The sequence below is a fragment of the Arthrobacter sp. Y3223065 genome, from assembly GCF_059090885.1.
In genome coordinates, this window is the sequence record NZ_JBNHGC010000003.1 from 614032 (window position 1) to 633010 (window position 18979).

Consider the following 18979-nt stretch of genomic DNA (forward strand, 5'->3'; position numbering starts at 1 on the left):
ATGAGTAACATCCAGACAGTGCCCCGTTCCCGGCGCAACACCGAACTGCTCCTGCTCGTGCTGGCTTTGATTGTCGGCATCGGAGCCAACATGCTGGTAGGGCTCGACCAGGACCGGGCCTTCGACAGCGACTTCTTCACCCAGGGCGGCACCTTGGTGGTGCTGGTCCTCGTGGTGCACGTGGTCCTGCGCTTGCGCGCCAAATATGCCGATCCGGTAATACTTCCAATCGTGACCGCCCTGAATGGCTTAGGGCTGGCGATGATCCACCGCCTGGACATCGCCAACAACGACACCGCCGCGGGACGCCAGCTCCTGTGGACCGGCGTCGCCATCGCCGTCGTGGTCGCCGTTATCTGGCTGCTGCGCGACCACCGCGTCCTGCGTCGCTTCACCTATATATCGCTGATCACCAGCGCCATCCTGCTCGTCCTGCCGCTGCTGCCGTTCGTCGGGATGGAAATCAACGGTGCCCGGATCTGGGTGAACCTGGGGTTCGCCACCTTCCAGCCGGGCGAAATCGCGAAAATCACCCTCGCTATATTCTTCGCTGGGTATTTATCCACGAACCGCGACCTCATCCTCCTCGCGGGCAAGAAGATCGGCCCGCTGCAGCTGCCCCGCTGGCAGGACATGGGCCCCATGCTGGTGGCCTGGCTGGTCAGCATTGGCGTCCTGGTCTTCCAGCGGGATTTGGGCTCCTCGATCCTGTTCTTTGGCCTGTTCATGGCCATGATCTATGTGGCCACCAGCCGCGTCAGCTGGGTCCTGATCGGCCTGCTCATGATTGCGGTGGGCGGTGTCGTGGCCTTCCAGCTGTTCCCGCACGTCACCGCACGTATTGACGGCTGGATCAACGCGTTCGACCCCGAGGTCTACAACCGGATCGGCGGCAGCCACCAGATCGTCCAGGGGCTGTTCGGGCTGGCCAGCGGCGCGCTCACCGGCACGGGACTCGGGCAAGGCCGGCCTGACCTGGTGACCTATGCGAACAGCGACATGATCATTGCCGCACTCGGCGAGGAGTTGGGGCTCATCGGGCTCAGCGCCATCGTGATGCTCTACATCCTCTTGGTCAGCCGTGGCATCCGTGCGGCGCTGGGAAGCCGGGATGCCTTCGGCAAGCTCCTGGCGACGGGGCTCTCGTTCACCTTGGCGCTGCAGTGCTTCGTGGTGATCGGGGGCGTCACCCGCCTGATCCCGCTGACCGGCCTGACCACACCGTTCCTGGCCGCCGGCGGCTCTTCGCTGCTGGCCAACTGGCTGATCGTCGCCCTGCTGCTGCTGATTTCCGACGCGGCACGCCGCCCTGCCCTGACTGGACCGGCCGCCGGCCGACGTCCTCCGGGTGGGGTCCGGCCGGCGCGCCGCAACCAGACCGAAGGACGGAACACCGGATCCACGGAGGTGATCCAGCCATGAACCAAGCCATCCGCAATACTTGGATCGTCGCGATCGCGATGTTCGCGCTGCTGTTTGGCTCGCTCACGGTCGTGCAGTTCTTCGAGGCCGAAAACCTTAATGCCAACCCCTGGAACAGCCGGACCATTTACAAGGACTTCGACAAAAACCGGGGCGCCATCCTCGTGGGCGGCGATCCGATCGCCGAGTCGGTTCCCTCGGACGATGAGTTCGCCTACCAGCGCGTCTACAACGAACCCGCGCTCTATGCGCCGATCACCGGTTTCTACTCGCTGGTGTACGGCTCCACGCAGATGGAGTCGGCGATGAACGATCAGCTCTCCGGTTCCGGCGACGAGTTCTTCTATGAACAGATCGTGCAGATGTTCTCCGGCGGCCAGGTCGAGGGCGCCTCCGTGGAGCTGACCTTGGACCCCGAGCTGCAGCAGCTGGCCTGGGACCTGATTCCCGACGGCGTGAAGGGCTCGATCGTGGTGATGGAGCCGGACACCGGCAACATCCTTGCGATGGTCTCCAAGCCCAGCTTCGATCCGAACGCGCTGGCGGGGCACAACACCGAAGAGGTCACGCAGAACATGGCTGAGTTGGAGAAGGTGCCGGGCCTGTCTCCGTTCACCAACCCGGCGACCGAGAGCCTGCTGGCGCCGGGCTCCGTGTTCAAGCTGGTCGTAGCCGCTGCCGCCTTGGAGTCGGGCCAGTACGACGCCGACAGCAAGCTCGACAACCCCCCGTCCCTGCCGCTTCCCGGCACTAACGTTGAGCTGCCCAACTACCTCAATGGCGGCTGTGCAGCCCGGACCACCGCCGACTTTTCCTTCGCCCTGGAGCAATCCTGCAATACGCCCTTCGCGCAGATCGCCATGGATTTGGGCGAAGACGCCATCGCAGAGCAGGCCGCCAAGTTCGGATACGGCGAGTCCTACCAGATCCCGACCCATGTCACCGCGAGCCAGTTCCCGACCGGCATGAGCGATGACCTGCTCGCCCAGTCGGCCATCGGCCAGTACGACGTCCGCGTGACCCCCCTGCAGGTGGCCATGACGACCAGTGCCATCGCCAACGACGGCGTGCTGATGAAGCCGAACCTCGTGCGCACGGTGCGCGCGCCGGACCTGCGCGTCATGGACAGCCCCGAGCCCCAAGAACTGCAGCGTTCGCTTTCCGCAGACAACGCGCAGCTGATCCAGGACTGGATGGTCAATGTGGTCAGCCGGGGCATCGGCGGCGGGGCCGCAATTCCGGGCGTCGAGGTGGCCGGCAAGACCGGGACGGCAGAACTGCTGGCCGGCGAAGAAGGAAACAACTCGTGGTTCACCGGATTTGCGCCGGCGGATGACCCCCAGGCCGTCGTATCAGTCGTCTTCGAGGACGTCGATGTGACTACCGGTTCTTCACTATCAAGTCCAAGTGCTCGGCAACTCCTAGAGGCGGTGTTAAATAAGTGAGACCTACCTCGGGTATCACCTTAGGCGGCAGGTACCAGCTCACTGAACGTATCGCTATCGGCGGCATGGGTGAGGTCTGGAAGGCGCAGGACCAGGTCCTGGGCCGCATCGTCGCCATCAAGGTCCTCAAGGAGGAGTACACGGGCGACCCGGGCTTCCTCAACCGCTTCCGAGCCGAGGCCCGGCACACCGCGCTGCTGAACCACACCGGTATTGCCAATGTCTTTGATTATGGCGAAGAGGCCGGATCCGCCTATCTGGTGATGGAGCTCGTGCCCGGCCATCCGCTCTCGGCCATCATCGAGCGCGAGCGCGTGCTCTCACCCGACCGGACGCTGTCCATCATCACCCAGACGGCCAAGGCGCTTGCCGTCGCCCACGCCCAGGGCCTGGTACACCGCGACGTCAAGCCCGGAAACCTGCTGATCACGCCTGAGGGCCGGGTCAAGATCACCGACTTCGGCATTGCGCGGCTGGCCGACCAGGTTCCGCTGACCGCAACCGGCCAGGTCATGGGCACCGCCCAGTATCTGGCGCCGGAGCAGGCGACGGGACAGACTGCCACCGGACAGAGCGACATCTATTCGCTCGGCGTGATCGGCTACGAATGCCTCTCCGGTTCCCGGCCGTTCTCCGGTGAGTCGCAGATCGCCATTGCCTTGGCCCAGGTCAACGACACTCCCCCGCCGTTGCCCGAGTCCCTGCCGCGGCCGGTCCGCGCACTGCTGATGTCCATGCTGGCCAAGGACCCGGCCGACCGGCCGGCCAACGCGGAAAAGCTTGCGGAGGCGGCCGACGCCATCCGTGCCGGCAACATCCGGGCCGCCGAAGCAGCTGTCCCGGGCATGCTGCTGTTCGGAGGCGACGACAGCACCGGTTTGATGACTGCTCCGGTCCCCGCCGCCGGAACGGCTCCGACCCGCGCCGTCAGCGCCGGGACATCCCAGCTGCCTGCCGTCGACGACGCAGAAGCAGCGAGCCTTGGCGCCGAACGGAACTGGACCGACCAGGATCTGGACAGCGACGAGCCCGACGAAACACCGCGCCGCCAGCAGAAGAAACGGAGTCCCTGGACCTGGCCGTTGGTCGGCTTGATCCTGCTGATTCTGTTCGCCGTGGCCGGCGCGATCCTGCTGCCCATGCTGACCCCCACCGGCGGCACGGAGTCGTCGCCGGCAGCCTCCAGCTCGACAACACGGTCGGCGCCGAAGACCACCTCCGCCGCGCCAACCGAAGACGAGACCGAGGAACCACCGACCCAAACGCCGACGGTGGAAAGCCACCAGCTGTCAGCCAATGCATTCCTGGGCCGGCCGTTTAGCGAGGTCCGGTCCGAGCTCGAAAACATGGGCTACCAAGTGGTTCCGCAACCAGTCGAGAACGAAGCAGCGGAAAACACGGTCATCGATATCGCCCCGACCGGCACCGTTCCCGAGGGCGAAAGGATCACCGTCGTATATTCCACAGGCCCTGGAACGGTCACCATTCCCAACGGATTGGTGGGCCAATCCGAGCAGCAGGTACAAAAAGCCTTGAGCGACGTGGGCTTGGTTCCGCAGAAGTCCGGCGAACAGCCGAGCGATGAAGAGGCCGGCACCGTGCTCAGCCTCTCGCCCTCCGGCGGCGACGTCCCGCCCGGGTCCGCGGTCAGCTACGTGGTCTCCAGCGGTCCGGAAGAAGAAACCCCGGCGCCGACGGAGACGGGCTCCCCCGATGCCAAGGGCCTGCCGACCTCCGCTCCCGACACGCGCGGCGGTAAACCGTGACCGGATCATGGCCGGTTTGATGGAAGGACGACAACCAGTGGACTCGCCGCACATTCTGGCTGGCCGCTACGAGGTGGGTGAACTCATCGGACGCGGCGGGATGGCCGATGTGCTGCTGGGCCGCGACATCCGCCTGGGCCGCTCGGTGGCGGTCAAGCAGCTGCGCGCCGACCTCGCCCGCGACCCGATGCTGCAGTCCCGGTTCCGGCGCGAAGCCCAAGCGGTGGCCGGGCTGAACCACCCGGCAATCGTTGCCGTCTACGACACCGGGGACATGGATCTACCCGGGGGTGCGGCGCACGACGTCAAGGTCCCGTTCATCGTGATGGAGTACGTCCGGGGCCGGACGCTGCGTGAATTCATCAAGGCCCGCGAGCTGAGCATCGAGGATTCGGTCCGCTATGCCCTCGGCGTCCTGGCCGCGCTCGAATACAGCCACCGCTCGGGCATCGTGCACCGCGACATAAAGCCGGCCAACGTCATGGTCACGCCGGACGGCAGCGTGAAGGTGATGGACTTCGGCATCGCACGGGCGCTGGCCGATTCGGCAGCGACGATGACGCAGACCCAGGCCGTCCTGGGGACCGCGCAGTACCTTTCCCCCGAGCAGGCCCGGGGCGAAGCCGTGGATGCGCGCAGCGACCTGTACTCGGCCGCCTGCCTGCTCTACGAAATGCTTGCCGGCCGTCCGCCCTTCATCGGTGACAGCCCGGTCTCCGTGGCCTACCAGCATGTCCGCGAACTCCCCGAACCGGCCAGCCGCTTCAACCCGGACGTCACTCCTGCGCTGGATTCCGTGCTGGAACATGCGCTCCAAAAGGACAAAGCCGACCGGTTCCAGACGGCCGCGGCATTCTCGGACGCGCTGCGTGCGGCCCTGGCCGGGACTTCGCACCAGGCGGTCGGGACGGCAACGGAAGCGTTTCCCGCACTGGCTCCCGCCACGGAACTGATCACGCAGCAGGCCCAGGCCGTGTCTGACGAATCCCCGGAACTATCCCGCACCGCCTACCCACCCGACGACGACGCCGGACCGGACACCGCCTCCTATGACCGCGGGCATCTTCCCACAGCCTTGGCCGTGGGCACCGAAGAGGACATCGAACCCGAACGCCGGGCCAAGCGCCGGGCCTGGATTGTCACGCTGATCATTGCCCTGCTGCTGGTGCTGGTGGGCGGGGGCTACTACGTCTACAACATGCTGGTGCAGAACGCCGTCCCGGATACGGTTGCCGTTCCAGCCGTGGCGGGGATGGACCAGAACGCCGCTACCAACGCCGTCTGGGCAGCGGACCTCCAGCCACGGGTTGAACAGGAGTTCAGCGACGACGTCGAAGCGGGCATGGCAACCCGAACCGATCCGGACGTCGGAGAACAGCTGGAACCGGGCAGCCAAGTCGTGGTCTACATCTCCCAAGGCAGCGAATTCGCCACTATTCCCAAGGACCTGGCCGGCCGCACCGAAGCCGAGGTACGGGACAAGCTCCGGAACCTGGGTCTGGAGCCGGGGGAAAACGTTCCGGCGAACAGCGCCACCCTGCCGCGCGGGAATGTGGTGACCACCAAGCCCGCTCCCGGCGAGAAGGTCAAGACCGGCTCCACGGTGGACCTGGTCATCTCGAACGGCATGGTGCGCGTTCCCGACCTGATGAACAAGACTCTCGAAGAAGCCGGCACGATGCTGGAAGACGCGGCCGTCGCCCTGCCCTACCGGGTGCAAGAGGTCGACAACGAGGTGGTCGCGCCCGGCACCGTCGTCGGCCAGAGCGTTAAAGCGGGAACGGATGTCGAACAGGGTACCGAGATTGTCCTGACGGTCACCGTTGAACCGCCTGCACCTGAGCCCTCGGAGACCGCGACGTCCGACCCGGAGAATTCCAACAAAGGAAATGGCTCCGGCAGCGGGAACAACTCGGGCAACGGCAGCGGGAACGGCCGCGGCAATGGGAACGGCAACGGCAACGGCAACGACTGAGCCCAACCGGTAGAGGGGACCGGCCCTCCGGGGCGGTCCCGTCCCGGAGGGCTCAGTGGGTGATGAGTGGGCTGAGCGTGGCAGCGCGTTCGGCCGTGCCCTCCGCACCGAGGGACTCCAGCCAGTTGCCGAGCATCAGGTAGCCGCCTTCGGTCAGCACCGATTCGGGATGGAACTGCACGCCCCATAGGGGCGCGCTCCGGTGCGCCAGCCCCATCACGACTCCGCTGTCGGTCTCCGCGGTAATCTCCAGCTCGGCAGGGATGGTGCTGCGCACGGCTGCCAACGAGTGGTAGCGGGTGGCCGTGAACGGGTTCGGCACACCCACGAAGGCGTTCTGGTCGCCGTGCGTCACGTGGGAGGTCTTCCCGTGCATCAATTCCGGAGCGTGGGTGACGGTGGCACCATAGGCCTCGGCCAGCGCCTGGTGGCCCAGGCACACGCCGAACATGGGCTTCGCTTCCCGGCCGCACCAACGGATCAGCTCGATGCAGATGCCCGCCTCAGCCGGCGTTCCCGGGCCGGGGGAGACCAACACGCCGTCGCGGGCTGCGGCCAGTTCCACCGCCTCCTCGAGGGTGACGTCGTCGTTGCGGACCACAGTCGTTTCCGCGCCGAGTTCCTGGAGGTAACCGACCAGGGTGTAGACGAAGCTGTCATAGTTGTCGACGACGAGGATGCGCGGATTCTTGCTCATGTGACGGTCGTGCCAATCGTGGAGTTGTTCCGGGACAGGAGGCTGCGGGAGCCGGCCGGCGCCCCGTCAGGGGACCAGGAGCCAAGCGGCAATTCAGCAGCACTCACTCCATGATCGGTCCCGCGCGGTGATCCCGGCAAATGCGCGGCGGCGAACGTCACATACATTGGCTAGACTAAACAGCTAGACGGCCGGCGGCGGCGGACTCGCATGGAGATTGCGGCCCCGGTCAGGCAGTGCCAACCACCCCTTGATGCCCCGGAGGATCTGTGCCCGAGTCGAAGCGCCGCAAGAGGACCGAACGGCGTCCCGAGGAATTGACCGCCAAGGGCAATAAGCCCAACGCCGTCTGGTTCAAACCGGTCATGTTCGGCCTCATGATTATTGGCCTGTTGTGGATCATCGTTTTCTACATCACGCAGGGGGCATGGCCGCTGCCGGCAGCAGGGTCGTGGAACATCATGATCGGTTTCGGTATCGCCATCGCCGGCTTCCTGATGACGACCAGGTGGCGCTCGTAGGCAGTCATGCTGGTCGATAACGGCATCTACGTCGACGGCGTCCGTGCCGCCACGCCCAAAACCCTGGAGCAGACGTTCAGCGAACTGCACCGGTACGCGGGCATGGCCTGGATTGGCCTCTACCGGCCGAGCGAGCCGGAGCTGGCCGCTGTGGCAGCGGAGTTCGACCTGCACCACTTGGCGGTGGAGGACGCCTTGCGGGGCCACCAGCGCGCCAAGCTGGAACAATACGGCCGCACGCTCTTCACCGTACTCCGTCCCGCGCGCTACATCGACGAGACGGAGAAAGTGGAGTTCGGCGAACTGCACGTCTTCATGGGGCGGGACTTCCTGATCACCGTCCGGCACGCGGAGTCGCCGGATTTGGCGCACGTCCGGCAACGGATGGAGGCCGTGCCCGATTTGCTGGCAACCGGACCGCAGGCGGCGCTCTACGCGGTCCTGGACCAGGTCGTCGATGAGTACGAACCGGTGGTGTACGGCCTGGAGAACGACATCGACGAGATCGAAAACCAGCTCTTCGGCGGCGATCCAGACGTTTCACGACGGATCTACGAACTGTTGCGCGAGGTCATCGAGTTCCAGCGTGCCCTGCAGCCGCTGCAGGGCATGATCACCGTCCTCGAACGAGGCACCGACGATCCTGCCCTGGACCTTGAGGTGGCCCGCGGCCTGCGTGACGTCGAGGACCATGTGATCCGGCTGAACGAGCGCGTCGACGCCTTCCGGGCCGTCCTGCAGAACGCCCTGAGCCTCAGCTCCACCCTTCAGGCGCAGAAACTTACCGAAACCAGCGTTGCACAGAACGAACAGGTCAAGCGCATCTCGTCGTGGGCCGCCATACTTTTCGCCCCCACTTTGGTGGCCTCGGTCTACGGGATGAACTTCACCGTGATGCCGGAGCTTGACTGGCCGCTGGGCTACCCGATGTCGCTGGTCCTGATGTTCCTGACCGCCCTCGGGCTTTACTGGTTCTTCCGGCGCAACAGGTGGCTCTGAAGCCTGCCCGACGGGGCAGATGGGGCAGGAGCCCGCCCCCTGGACACGGGAACGGGCTCCTGGCAGGACGGCGGCCGCCGGACGGTCAGCCGGCGTCTGCCGCGGCCATCACGGCAGCGGTAACGGCCGGGGCGACCCGGGGGTCCAGCGGGCTGGGAATGATGTAGTCGGCCGCGAGGTCTTCCCCGACGATACCGGCGATTGCCTCCGCCGCCGCGACCTTCATGGCGGAGGTGATGCGGCGGGCACCGGCGTCCAGTGCGCCACGGAAGATTCCCGGGAAAGCCAGGACATTGTTGATCTGGTTGGGGAAATCGCTGCGGCCGGTGGCCACGACCTTCGCGAACTTCGCGGCCGTATCCGGATGTACTTCCGGATCCGGGTTGGACAGCGCGAAAATGATGGCGTCGTCGGACATCTTCTCCAAGGTCTCTTCCGGGATCGTGCCGGAGGAAACCCCGATCAACACGTCTGCCCCGTCGAGCGCCTGCGCGCTGCCGCCGGTCACTCCGCGCGGGTTGGTGCGGGCGGCATAGGCGGCCTTGACCCCGGTCAAATCGCCGCGATCGCTGTGGATGATGCCGCGCGAATCCAGCAGCGTCACGTCGGCAACCCCGGCGGCCAGCAGGATTTCGGCGACGGCGATGCCCGCCGCCCCCGCCCCGGAGATAACCACCTTCAGCGACGCCAGCTCGCGGTTGACCACCTGGGCGGCATTTGTCAGCGCAGCAAGGGCTACGACGGCGGTGCCGTGCTGGTCATCGTGCATGACCGGCATGTCCAGGGCTTCGATGAGACGGGCTTCGAGCTCAAAGCAGCGCGGCGCCGAAATATCTTCGAGGTTGACGGCGCCGAAGCTCGAGCGCAGCCGCACCAGGGTCTCGATGATCTCGTCGACGTCGGTGGTCTCGAGTACCAGCGGAATGGAGTCCAGGCCGGCAAACTGCTTGAAGAGGGCAGCCTTCCCCTCCATCACCGGGAGCGAGGCAGCCGCGCCGATGTTACCCAATCCCAGCACCGCGGTGCCATCGGAGACCACTGCCACCAAGCGCGAGGCCCACGTGTATTTCCCGGCCATTTCCGGATCCGCGTTGATGGCACGGCTGACCTGGGCCACCCCCGGTGTATAGGCGATGGAAAGGTCGCGCTTGGTCTCCAGCGGGGCGGTGAGGCCGATCTGCAGCTTGCCGCCCTCGTGGGCGCTGAAGATCTCCTCGCGGGTGAGGTCGATTCGTGCGGAGTTGCCAGTTTCGGTAGTCACGTAGTTTCCTTCTGTTGTTCCTTCCCTTCACGGGAGGGCGCATGAGTGGCCCGGCCTGGGACAGGCCCGACAGGAAGCAGGTCCTCCGAGAGGCCGCGGCCGGCCGTTCTCGAGGCCATCGGGCGCGGCGCATTCGTTCCGACTATCGCCTGGGTTCCGGGACGGCCGCGCGGGCCCCGTGGCTGGTCGAGCGAGGGGACCGATTTTTAGGCTACCTGACGGTCGGGCCGCAGGGTCTGCATATGTCTTCGGTCGGCCGATTGTTTCGCATTTCCACTGTAGTGCTTGCCTGCCTGCAGGGGCTGCAGCCTTAGTTGTCCACGTTTTCACAGTTGTAGACCGAAGTTATCCACAGACGTGCATAACTTTGGGGATTACTCCCTCCTCAGCCATTTGTCGACTGTCATCGCGTTATCCACACCTGTGGAATTACATGTGTGTAACTTATCCTCACTGTGCATAACTGTTGTGGATAACATCGTTTCACCCGGGATGTGGAATCAGATCTTTCCACAGTTCGCCCACAGGATGGGGACAGCGTGCGGTTGAATCCGTACAGGGGGACAAGAGGAAGGGCGGGCAGGTACTGCGTCCACGTAGGACGCTGTTCCTGCCCGCCCTTGGCGGAAGCCTTCCTGGGTTACGTCAGCGCCCTCAGGGCGGTGACCGCGACCAGCACCAGCAAGATGGCGCCGAGCCCCGTGAACTGGACCATGCTCCGCTTCTTCCCCCTCGGCGCGTAGGCCAGCACCACGGCGGACAAGGCGCCGACCAGCAGTCCACCCAAGTGCGCCTGCCAGGCGATGCCGGAGACAACGAAGCCGAGCACCGCGTTGATGCCGATCAGCACCAACAGCGATTTGACCTCGCCGCCGCGTTGGCGTTGCACGATGAACAGTGCGCCGAACAGACCGAAGATCGCCCCGGAGGCGCCAACCACGGGGATGTTGGGGGCGGAAAGCAGGAGCACGCCGACCGAACCGCCGAAGCCGGAAAGCAGGTACAGCGCCAGGAACCTCAGCCGCCCCAGCAAGGGCTCCAGGTGCCGGCCCAAGATCCACAATGCGTAGAGGTTAAAGGCAATGTGCAGGAGGAAGTTCGGCGAGTGCAGGAAAGCCGAGGTGATCATCCGCCACGGTTCCGGCGCGTAGATCGGGGTCGGAAGGGTGTAGACCGGCGCGTATAGGAACTCTTCGGTAAAGCCGGGAACAACCCACTGCAGCAAATAGGCAGCGGCGCAGATGCCGATCAGGGTCAGCGTGACCATGGGCCGGCCGACCGCCGCGGCTCCGCCATAGACGGTACGGACAGTCGGCAGGCTGCGCGCCGCTTCGTTGACGCAGTCAACGCATTGGACGCCGACCGACGCCGTGCGCTGGCATTCCGGACACGCCGGGCGACCGCAGCGCTGGCAGCGCACATAGGAGACGCGGTCCGGATGCCGCGGACAGACGGGGACATCGGTCTGCGGCGGTTCGGCCGGCATTCCGTAGGACATTAAGGCGCTCCTGCTGGGAAAAAGGTCCCCGCCCGGGTTCCGGGCGGGGACAATAGGCAACTTAGAGCTGCTCGACAGTGATGTTCTTGATGACCACGTCTTCCAGCGGCTTGTCCCGCTGGTCTGTAGCCACCGCGTTGAGGGAGTCGACGACGGCACGCGAGGCTTCGTCGGTGACGTCGCCGAAGATCGTGTGCTTGCCCTGCAGCCAAGTGGTGGGAACGGTCGTAATGAAGAACTGCGATCCGTTGGTGCCGCGGCCCCCCTGGATGCCGGCGTTGGCCATGGCCAGCTTGTAGGGCTCGTTGAAGTTCAGTTCAGGGTTAATCTCGTCGTCGAACTGGTAGCCCGGGCCGCCGATGCCCTGGCCCAGCGGGTCGCCGCCCTGGAGCATGAAGTCCTTGATGATGCGATGGAAGATGACGCCGTCGTAGAGCGGGGCGTTCGTCTCTTCGCCGGTCTGCGGGTGCTTCCAGGTGATCTCGCCGGTGGCCAGCCCGACGAAATTCTTGACGGTTTTCGGGGCGTGGTTGCCGAACAGGTTCACCACGATGTCGCCGTGGTTGGTGTGGATAGTGGCTTTAGCTGTAGCGATAGCAGTCATGGCACCATTCTTCCACGGCGATTCCCGTCGGTTCCCGCCAGCGGCCGGTTCCGCGATGAGTGAAAATCCCGCGCGTTTCACCAACGGCATAGCCGTCTGCAAGTGCAGGAAGTAGGCTGATGAACGACCGTCACCATTTCCGGGAGGTAGTAGTGAAGAAGACCAAACGAATAGCCCACGACGCAGAAGGCAATGTTTTTGTCCTCGTGGGAACAGCCAAGGACTGGGCCTCTCCCAAGATGGCAGCCGCGCGGAACTGGGTTATCCCGCGGATCGAAAAGGGGATTGAGACCACTTCACCGCGCATCCAGGGGGGATTGCAGAAGGCCGCCAAGGATCTTTCCCACTCAGTAGTCACTGTCACGCCGAGGATCCAGGGTGGATTGGACAGCCTCGCGCCGAAGATTTCCCACGTTGTGGATGAGGCGACGCCGCGCATACAGGAAACCTTGGATCGGGCCGCCCCCGCCATCACGCACGCCCGGGACAAAGTGGTCGGCGAGTACATTCCGTCCGTCTCCGCCCGGCTCGGCGCGACCGCGGACCAGGTCGCCAAGACGCTGGATAAGACCGCGCTGCCCGTATCGGTCCAGGCCGCCGTCATCAAGGCAGGCGGATCCAAGCGGGGCCTCAAGAAAGCCCAGAAGGCAGCAGCCGGGCACGCCAGGAAGGCGGCCAAGGAGTTGAAGAGGCAGCAGAAGTCGGGTGGCGGCAAAGGGTGGCTGATCGTGGGCATTCTGGCCGCGGCGGCGACGGCAGGTGTGGCGGCATGGCGCGCTGCCCGGCCGGTCGAGGATCCGTGGAAGACGCCGGTCCAGCCGACGGCTTCGACTCCGGCGCCGGGTCAAACCTCCACGACCACCGCTCCGTCGACCTCGGCCTCGGCCTCAACCACGCCGGGTACCGCCTCGGCTGCCGACACCGCAACAGCCAAGCACGCTGCAGCCCCCGCCGCCTCGGATACCGCAGCGGGAACGCCTGCCGCCGATAAGGGTTCCGAAGCCGCAGCTGCCACGGCCAAGGCGACCGGCAGCGCTCCAACCCGCTCCGCGCGCGCGGCCGGCCAGAAGGCAGCCGAAGCTGCCGACGCTGCCGCCGAGAAGGACACCAAGAAGTAGTTTTCCTTCTGCACACTCAGTAATGGGAGCTCCCCGGTGGGGGAGCTCCCATTCGTTTTTCCTGGCCGATCCCCTCATGACGCGGCTTCCCTGCCTCCCGGTGGGCGGGCTGATAGATTTCATGCCGTGAGAAGTGCTGCGCCCAGCGTGTCGATTGTCATCCCGGCCTTCAATGAAGAGTCGGTCATCCGCCAATGCATCTACGCCGCGGTGTGCCAGTCAGTGGCACCGTGGGAAATCATAGTCGTGGACAATAAATCGACGGACGGGACGGCCGACCTGGTCCGCGCGATGCAGGACGAATACCCGGAGGTTTCGCTGATCCTGCTTGAGCAGGATGCGGAGCAAGGCCTGATCCCCACCCGCAACTTCGGGCTGGACCATGCCACCGGGGAAATCCTTGGCCGGATTGACGCGGATTCCGTCCTGGAACCTGACTGGGTTGAGCGTGTGCAGGCGGCTTTCGCCGACCCGGAAGTGATGGCGTGCACCGGTCCGGTGCTGTACTACGACATGCCGATGCGGCGCTTCGGCCTCCAGGCCGACGACCGCCTGCGCCGCTTCGTCCTGAAACTGGCCAAGAAGCAGTACCACTTCCTCTTCGGTTCCAACATGGCGATCCGTCGCGGGGCCTGGGACATTATCCGCAACGAGGTCTGCCGCGACGAAGCAGACGAGATGCACGAGGACATCGATATCTCCGTGCATCTGGCCGACCACGCGCTCAGGATCCAGTACGTGCCGGAAATGATCAGCGGAATGTCTGCCCGGCGGCTGGAAGACTCGCCCAAGGACTACCGGTACTACGTCACGCGCTTCGACCGGACGTACAACGTCCACAAGATCGACCGCCGCATGGCGCGCGTGCCCATGCTGATTTTCATGAGCGTTTACTACCCTGCAAAGCTCCTGCGCCGGGTCCACCAGGCCCGGACGCAGGTCCGCGTGGCGCGCGGCGGCCTGTAGCCGTTATTCCCTCCCGGGTCTGCTGGCTTCCGGCGCCGGGATGCCTTCTTGCACCCTCGCCCGGTTCTGGGAGAGCACGACGGCGGCCAGGCCCGCCAGGATCAGTGCGAGCCCCGCGTAGGTGCCCCACGGGAGGGACTCGCCGAGGAACACGGCCGCCAGCGCCGCAGCTCCGGGAATTTCCAACAGGATGATCATCGAAACCACCAGCGGGCTCAAGACAGCCAGCAAATGGTTCAACACCGAGTGTCCCAGCAACTGGGCAACCACGGTCACGCCCAGGATCCCGGCCCACGCCTCCGGCGGGAACCCCGCGAGCGGCTGCCCGAAGGCCAGCGCCATGGCCAGCAGGATGAGTGCGCACAACCCGTAGCAGATGGTGGTGTACGGCCCGGTCGAGAGCCGGCGCCGCACCCGGCTGCCAGCCATCGTGTAAATCCCGGCCATGGCCCCGCCGACCAGGCCGAGCAAGTCGCCCAACAGCGCCTCGCTGGAGAGCCGCAGGTCGAACCCGGAGATCACCAGTACGCCGGCGAACGCGAGGCCAACACCCCACAGGATCAGCCGGGACGCCTTAATGCCCCGCAGCCGGTTGAACAGGACGATCCACGCCGACTGCAGGCAGACCAACGCAGTCGCCGCCGCCACCGAGGTCAGTTGCAAGGCGGTGATGAAGCAGGCGAAGTGGAGTGCCAGCGCGACGGCCGCCACCGCGCTATAGCCGATGTCCGACGTCGTCAGGTTCCTGAACTCATGGCGGCGGCCAATGGCTGACGGTACTCCCATCACCACGGCGCCGATGATGTTCCGCCAGAACGCGATGGCCAGGGCGGGGGCGGCAGTGGCAGCCATGATGGGACCGGACGCGGAGATGCCGAGCACAGCCAGCGTGGCCAGGAAGATGATCACACCTTCAGCGTAGGGGCGAAGCCGGTTAAATCCCCACCCCGTCGCGGAGGCGGTGCGGGAGCGAACGCAGCGAGGCCCCGATCCGCAGATCGGGGCCTCGTATTTCCGGTGGAGGCAAGGGGACTCGAACCCCTAACCCCCTGCTTGCAAAGCAGGTGCGCTACCAATTGCGCCATGCCCCCGGAGGGTCCGGCCGGTCAGCCCGGCCGATGTTTGAGTCACTCGACCTTATCGGTCGCGCGGCTCCATGCGGTTTTCTCCGCTTCGGATTCCTGCCACTTCTTGTACACGAAGACACCCGCGGCCGCGGCTGCCATCAGCAGCAACTTCTTCACGGTGTCCTCCCGACATCGGTGGGATCAGTCAATCCGTGGGCGTACCAGGACTTGAACCTGGGACCTCTTCGTTATCAGCGAAGCGCTCTAACCGCCTGAGCTATACGCCCCCTGCCCTTGCGGGCCGAGATACGACTTTACAGTACGCCGGGCCGGAACTTCAAATCGGCTCAGTCGTCCGTCAGCGTGACCCCGATGCCGCCGACCAACGTCGCCGAGATGTTGTAGAGCACCGCGGACAGCATCGCCAGCGCGGTCAACAAGACCACGTTGACGACGGCGATGATGGTGGCGAAGGAGGCGACCTGTCCCAGCGAAGCATAGGACCGCAGATCGAATCCGCCGCCCTCGGTGCCCGCTACTTCCGTCAGGAGCCCGTTGACCCGGTCAAAGATGCCGGTGATGTCCAGCGTAGTCCAGAGGACGATGGAGGCCACCACGGTGACGATGCCCAGGGCAACGGAGAGCAGGAAGGCCATCTTCAGCACCGACCACGGGTCGACCTTGCTGACCAGCAGGCGGGCACGGCGGACCTTGGCCTTCGGGGCTGGTCGCACGAGTCCCGGGCGGGCGGCCTGGCCGGCCGGGCGCTGCCCGCCGTTGGCCGGCCGCTGCCCGCTGCCCGCCGGCCGTTGGGCCGGGCGGGCCGGCGTGCCGCCGTTGCGAGTGGTAGCCCGAGGCGCGTTGGCCGGCTGCGGGCGCGTACCCGGCCGTGGCGTTTTAGGTGTACTCACTCGTTACCTCCGTTTTCCGGCGCCGGCGATTCGGCTGCGGACTGCGTCATGTCTGCGTCCAACGGTACTTCATCGTTTGCCTGCTGCGCAGATTCGGCGTCTGTTGTGGCGCCGGTTTCGGGACCCTGGGGCGTGTCCGACGCCTCGGTGTCTTCCTCGTCGCCGCCCAGGCCGCGTTCGGAGTTCCTGGCCACGGCAATGATGCGGTCCTTCTTATCCGGCTTGGCGAAGATGACGCCCATGGTGTCGCGGCCCCGGACGGGGACACCGGCGACGGAGGAGCGGACCACCTTGCCGCTTTCCATCACCACCAGCACCTCGTCTTCCTCCTGCACAATCAGTGCACCGACCAGATGCCCGCGTTCTTCCTGGTACTTGCCCACCTTGATGCCCAAGCCGCCGCGGCCCTGCACCCGGTATTCGTCGGCCTTGGTCCGCTTGGCGTAACCGCCCGCGGTCACGATGAAGACGTAGGAGTCCTCGCGCAGCACGCCGGCCACCAGCAGTTCGTCGTCCTCGCGGAACTTCATGCCGGTCACGCCGGACGTGGCCCGCCCCATCGGCCGGAGCGCCTCGTCCGTCGCGGTGAACCGCAGGGACTGGCCGCGCCGGGAAACCAGCATCATGTCGTCGGTCTCGGCGACCAGCCGCGCCGAGACGAGCTCGTCGCCGTCGCGCAGGTTGATCGCGATGACGCCGGCGGAACGGTTCGTGTCGTAGTCCTCCAGCCGGGTTTTCTTGATCAGGCCGCGTTTGGTGGCCAGCACCAGGTAGGGTGCCTGCTGGTAATCCTTCAGGTCCATAACCTGGGCAATGTGCTCGTCCGGCTGGAAGGCCAGCAGGTTCGCCACGTGCTGGCCCTTGGCGTCGCGGCTGCCTTCGGCCAGTTCGTACGTCTTGGCCCGGTACACCCGGCCCAGGTTGGTGAAGAACAGCAGCCAGTGGTGCGTCGTGGTGACAAAGAAGTGCTCGACGACGTCGTCGCCCCGGAGCTGGGCGCCGCGTACACCCTTGCCGCCACGCTGCTGGGAGCGGTAATTGTCGCTGCGGGTGCGCTTGACGTACCCGCCGCGGGTGATGGTGACGACCATTTCCTCTTCGGGGATGAGGTCTTCCATGCTCATGTCCCCGCCGTAGCCCATCATGATCTGGGTCCGGCGGTCGTCACCGTACTTGCCGGTGATCTCGGCGAGTTCCTCGCTGACGATGTTGCGCTGGGCTTCTTCGGAGGCGAGGATGCGGTTGAACTCCTGGATCATCCGCTCGAGTTCGGCGTGGCGGTCCTGGATCTTTTGCCGTTCCAACGCGGCCAGCCGGCGCAACTGCATGTTCAGGATGGCCGAGGCCTGGTCGGTGTCGATGTCCAGCAACTGCATCAGGCCGTCGCGGGCTTCTTCCGTCGTGGACGAGGCGCGGATCAGGGCGATGACTTCGTCGAGTGCATCCAGGGCCTTGAGCAGGCCGCGCAGGATATGCGCTTCCTCCTCGGCCTTGCGCAGCCTGAAGCGGGTGCGCCGGACGATGACTTCCAACTGGTGCGTGACCCAGTGGCGGATAAACGCGTCGAGGGTCAGGGTGCGGGGCACCCCGTCGACGATCGCGAGCATGTTGGCCGCGAAGTTCTCCTGCAGCGAGGTGTGCTTGTAGAGGTTGTTCAGCACCACCTTGGCCACGGCGTCGCGCTTGAGCACAATCACCAGGCGCTGGCCCGTACGGCCAGAGGTCTCATCGCGCAGGTCGGCGATGCCGGCGACCCTGCCCTCCTTGGCCAGCTCGGCGATCTTCATGGCCAGGTTGTCCGGGTTCGCCTGGTACGGAAGTTCCGTGACCACCAGGCAGGTGCGGCCCTGGATTTCCTCCACGTTGACCACGGCGCGCATGGTGATCGAGCCCCGGCCGGTGCGGTAGGCGTCCTCTATGCCCTTATGGCCCAGGATCTGCGCGCCGGTGGGGAAGTCGGGACCCTTGATCCGCTGGATCAGCGCTTCGAGGAGTTCTTCACGACTGGCAGTGGGATTGTTCAGGTACCACTGGACGCCGTCGGCGACTTCACGCAGGTTGTGCGGGGGAATATTGGTGGCCATGCCGACGGCGATGCCCGAGGAACCGTTGACCAGCAGGTTCGGGAAGCGGGCGGGCAGGACGGTCGGTTCCTGGTTCTTGCCGTCGTAGTTGTCCTGGAAATCGACGGTGTCCTCGTCGATGTCGCGGACCATTTCCAGCGCCAGCGGCGCCATCTTGGTTTCCGTGTACCGGGGGGCGGCTGCACCGTCGTTGCCGGGCGAGCCGAAGTTGCCCTGCCCCAGCGCCAGCGGGTAACGCATGGTCCAGTCCTGGATCAGGCGGACCAGGGCATCGTAGATGGCCATGTCGCCGTGCGGGTGGTACTGGCCCATGACCTCGCCCACCACACGGGCGCACTTGTTAAAGGAACGCTCGGGGCGGTAGCCGCCGTCGAACATCGCGTACAGCACCCGACGGTGCACCGGCTTGAGGCCGTCGCGGACGTCCGGCAGGGCGCGCCCGACGATGACCGCCATGGCATAGTCCAGGTAGGACCGTTGCATTTCGGTCTGCAGGTCGACCTGCTCCACCCGGTCGGTCAGGATTTCACCCTCGATCGGCTCATCGCCGATGCCTTCGGGCAGGTCGGGCGTCTCTTCGTCGCTCATCGTTTAAGTTTCCTTTGCGTCAAAACCTTGGTGCGGCCCGGTCGGCCGCCGCGTGCC

The 18979-nt window shown here is 65.5% G+C and carries 16 protein-coding genes and 2 tRNA genes; 8 read left to right on the plus strand and 10 right to left on the minus strand.

All coding sequences use genetic code 11. The annotated features are described in order from the left end of the window. The 4 genes from AC5RUK_RS11470 to pknB are packed head-to-tail and all read left to right on the plus strand — an operon-like array spanning position 1 to position 6608. Positions 1 to 1422 carry an FtsW/RodA/SpoVE family cell cycle protein gene (locus AC5RUK_RS11470; RefSeq protein WP_493988409.1) on the plus strand — a complete coding sequence of 474 codons (1422 nt, stop codon included), beginning with the start codon at positions 1 to 3 and terminating at the stop codon, positions 1420 to 1422. Beyond that, complete coding sequence (locus AC5RUK_RS11475) at positions 1419 to 2867, plus strand: peptidoglycan D,D-transpeptidase FtsI family protein (RefSeq protein ID WP_493988408.1); 1449 nt, start codon at positions 1419 to 1421, stop codon at positions 2865 to 2867. Before AC5RUK_RS11470 ends, AC5RUK_RS11475 begins: the two co-directional genes overlap by 4 nt. Next, positions 2864 to 4633, plus strand: coding sequence for a protein kinase domain-containing protein (locus AC5RUK_RS11480; protein ID WP_494152235.1), 1770 nt, complete (start codon positions 2864 to 2866; stop codon positions 4631 to 4633). The genes AC5RUK_RS11475 and AC5RUK_RS11480 overlap by 4 nt, the downstream gene beginning before the upstream one ends. Before the next feature lie 37 nt (positions 4634 to 4670). Beyond that, positions 4671 to 6608: a Stk1 family PASTA domain-containing Ser/Thr kinase gene (gene pknB, locus AC5RUK_RS11485; RefSeq protein WP_494152236.1), complete on the plus strand. Its 1938-nt coding sequence runs from the start codon at positions 4671 to 4673 to the stop codon at positions 6606 to 6608. 52 nt (positions 6609 to 6660) lie between these two features. Here pknB and AC5RUK_RS11490 read toward each other — a convergent pair whose 3' ends face one another. Then, the gene (locus tag AC5RUK_RS11490) at positions 6661 to 7305 is read right to left on the minus strand and encodes an aminodeoxychorismate/anthranilate synthase component II (RefSeq protein ID WP_494152237.1); all 645 of its coding nucleotides are present in this window, start codon (positions 7303 to 7305) and stop codon (positions 6661 to 6663) included. A gap of 269 nt (positions 7306 to 7574) precedes the next feature. Here AC5RUK_RS11490 and AC5RUK_RS11495 point away from each other — a divergent pair, with 269 nt between their 5' ends. Together AC5RUK_RS11495 and AC5RUK_RS11500 are read left to right on the plus strand one after the other, a co-directional pair. Then, on the plus strand, positions 7575 to 7826 hold the full coding sequence (locus tag AC5RUK_RS11495; protein WP_493988404.1) for a cell division protein CrgA: 252 nt from the start codon (positions 7575 to 7577) through the stop codon (positions 7824 to 7826). Positions 7827 to 7832: 6 nt separating this feature from the next. After that, positions 7833 to 8825, plus strand: a complete 993-nt coding sequence (locus tag AC5RUK_RS11500) for a magnesium and cobalt transport protein CorA (RefSeq protein ID WP_494152238.1) — start codon at positions 7833 to 7835, stop codon at positions 8823 to 8825. Between the two features lie 85 nt (positions 8826 to 8910). Here AC5RUK_RS11500 and AC5RUK_RS11505 read toward each other — a convergent pair whose 3' ends face one another. The 3 genes from AC5RUK_RS11505 to AC5RUK_RS11515 all read right to left on the minus strand — a co-directional run bounded on the left by AC5RUK_RS11505 (position 8911) and on the right by AC5RUK_RS11515 (position 12188). Beyond that, complete coding sequence (locus AC5RUK_RS11505) at positions 8911 to 10086, minus strand: NAD(P)-dependent malic enzyme (protein WP_494152239.1); 1176 nt, start codon at positions 10084 to 10086, stop codon at positions 8911 to 8913. A gap of 640 nt (positions 10087 to 10726) precedes the next feature. Continuing rightward, complete coding sequence (locus tag AC5RUK_RS11510) at positions 10727 to 11584, minus strand: rhomboid family intramembrane serine protease (RefSeq protein WP_494152240.1); 858 nt, start codon at positions 11582 to 11584, stop codon at positions 10727 to 10729. Between the two features lie 61 nt (positions 11585 to 11645). Next, on the minus strand, positions 11646 to 12188 hold the full coding sequence (locus AC5RUK_RS11515; RefSeq protein ID WP_493988400.1) for a peptidylprolyl isomerase: 543 nt from the start codon (positions 12186 to 12188) through the stop codon (positions 11646 to 11648). 119 nt (positions 12189 to 12307) lie between these two features. Between AC5RUK_RS11515 and AC5RUK_RS11520 the strand changes: the two genes are divergently transcribed. Together AC5RUK_RS11520 and AC5RUK_RS11525 are read left to right on the plus strand one after the other, a co-directional pair. Beyond that, on the plus strand, positions 12308 to 13306 hold the full coding sequence (locus AC5RUK_RS11520) for a hypothetical protein (RefSeq protein ID WP_493988399.1): 999 nt from the start codon (positions 12308 to 12310) through the stop codon (positions 13304 to 13306). Positions 13307 to 13432: 126 nt separating this feature from the next. After that, positions 13433 to 14272 carry a glycosyltransferase family 2 protein gene (locus tag AC5RUK_RS11525; protein WP_494152241.1) on the plus strand — a complete coding sequence of 280 codons (840 nt, stop codon included), beginning with the start codon at positions 13433 to 13435 and terminating at the stop codon, positions 14270 to 14272. Between the two features lie 3 nt (positions 14273 to 14275). On the opposite strand, the gene AC5RUK_RS11530 is transcribed toward AC5RUK_RS11525, so the two are convergent. The 6 genes from AC5RUK_RS11530 to gyrA all read right to left on the minus strand — a co-directional run bounded on the left by AC5RUK_RS11530 (position 14276) and on the right by gyrA (position 18922). Next, a complete protein-coding gene (locus tag AC5RUK_RS11530; RefSeq protein WP_494152242.1) occupies positions 14276 to 15181 on the minus strand; it encodes a DMT family transporter in 906 nt (301 codons plus the stop codon). Between the two features lie 109 nt (positions 15182 to 15290). Then, positions 15291 to 15363, minus strand: a tRNA-Ala gene (locus tag AC5RUK_RS11535). Positions 15364 to 15399: 36 nt separating this feature from the next. Continuing rightward, on the minus strand, positions 15400 to 15516 hold the full coding sequence (locus AC5RUK_RS11540; RefSeq protein ID WP_494107038.1) for a DLW-39 family protein: 117 nt from the start codon (positions 15514 to 15516) through the stop codon (positions 15400 to 15402). Between the two features lie 36 nt (positions 15517 to 15552). Then, positions 15553 to 15626 (minus strand) — tRNA-Ile (locus AC5RUK_RS11545). Positions 15627 to 15686: 60 nt separating this feature from the next. After that, positions 15687 to 16250, minus strand: coding sequence for a DUF3566 domain-containing protein (locus tag AC5RUK_RS11550; protein WP_493988372.1), 564 nt, complete (start codon positions 16248 to 16250; stop codon positions 15687 to 15689). Next, positions 16247 to 18922: a DNA gyrase subunit A gene (gene gyrA, locus AC5RUK_RS11555; protein ID WP_494152243.1), complete on the minus strand. Its 2676-nt coding sequence runs from the start codon at positions 18920 to 18922 to the stop codon at positions 16247 to 16249. The genes AC5RUK_RS11550 and gyrA overlap by 4 nt, the downstream gene beginning before the upstream one ends. Positions 18923 to 18979 lie beyond the last annotated feature (57 nt).